Source organism: Segatella copri (assembly GCF_019127135.1).
Classification (GTDB): Bacteria; Bacteroidota; Bacteroidia; order Bacteroidales; family Bacteroidaceae; genus Prevotella.
In genome coordinates this window covers 1-1,327 of sequence record NZ_JAHOEA010000149.1, presented here as the reverse complement: position 1 = coordinate 1,327, position 1,327 = coordinate 1, and the positions used below count along the sequence as shown (strand labels likewise).

Sequence of the window (1,327 nt, the reverse complement as noted above, 5' to 3'; positions counted from 1 at the left end):
AAATGCTCAATTCAGTTGTTTGCTTCCCTAATTAAGTTTTCGGACGACCTCCCCCACAATCTGTTTCTAAGATTTTGAGGAGTGCCGATGTAACTTGATTCTCTTTCTGAGAATAAGCTCCAAAGACTGATTGTTCTGTGATATTCTTACTCATTTACTTTTTAGATTATGATTTTTTAATGTTTGTCGTGTTTATCTCAACGGCATTGCAAATATAGTCATTTTGGGCGAGAATTTCAAGCGAAAACAAAACTTTTAGTATTCTTTAAACTTTGACGATTGGTTCAATTTGGTTCATTTTGGTTCAAGCTCATTCTTTCCGAGCTTACACCTTATTATATAAGAGAAACGGTTGTTGTAAATGAACTCTCTTTTCTCTCATAAAATAAGGAATCCTACCCTCTTTAATGTTCGTTTTTAAAACTGATACTGCCCCCATGGGATAGGGGAGGAAGATACCTTAGCTATTCAATGTTTATCATTTTCGCCAATTGCAGAAAGTATTCGTTGGACCAGATAGTCATATCTTTTGGATTCTTTATAAACGGCATCACATCTACTTTTACCTGTTTGATGTCTGCTGATCTCAATCTTTGCTCCAAGTCGGCAATGAATTCTTCTTTTGATTTCTCGCATCCGTTAAATTCTTTGATTCTTTCCTGTAGATGTTTGAAATCTAAAGGAATTCTATTCCGGATGTACCATTCGAAATCATACCAATCGCGTCCTTTTACCCGTTTTTTCCATGCTCGATAAACTAATGCGTGCATTTTGCCGGCAAATAAGTCGGGAAGGGTAAAGCATCTTGTCATGAAAGAACGAGGCTCTATCAGAAGTTTTTGCTCCGTAGAAAAATGGAGAGGAGGATTGGTATCTACTTCAATTTTGATTTTGATGGACTTTTCTGTTTGAAATGAAATGTCATAAACGTCGGTGGTATCTTTTAAAAAAGCTGATTCTACTTTTCCAAAATTCTTCTTGTCCTTCTTCTGTATGTCCACTCTTCTCCCGATGGCATCAAATTCATCGATAATTGGTTGGAAGTATTGGGAGAAGTCAAAATTTTCATCTTTGTTCAATAAAGAGAAATCCATATCTTCACTGAAGCGATTTAAACCATGGAAAATGCGTAGGCAGGTTCCACCATAAAAAGCTGCTTTTTCGAAGAAACCGCCTTGGTACAAACCGGCAAGAATTATTTGCTGGTTTACCTCAAAAGTAGCATTTCTTTTAGACTGATCTGTAGAAAGATCATAAGCTGATAACATATTTTCCTGACTTTGACTATGCGTCACCCATCTTGGATTTTTCTATTTTTCGGGGGCAG

At 36.5% G+C, this 1,327-nt stretch carries 1 protein-coding gene; it reads right to left on the bottom strand.

What is annotated here, in order from left to right; translation table 11 throughout:
* Positions 1–464 precede the first annotated feature (464 nt).
* Positions 465–1,268 carry a nucleotidyl transferase AbiEii/AbiGii toxin family protein gene (locus KSW37_RS15585; RefSeq protein WP_217315363.1) on the bottom strand — a complete coding sequence of 268 codons (804 nt, stop codon included), beginning with the start codon at positions 1,266–1,268 and terminating at the stop codon, positions 465–467.
* Between the last annotated feature and the right edge of the window lie 59 nt (positions 1,269–1,327).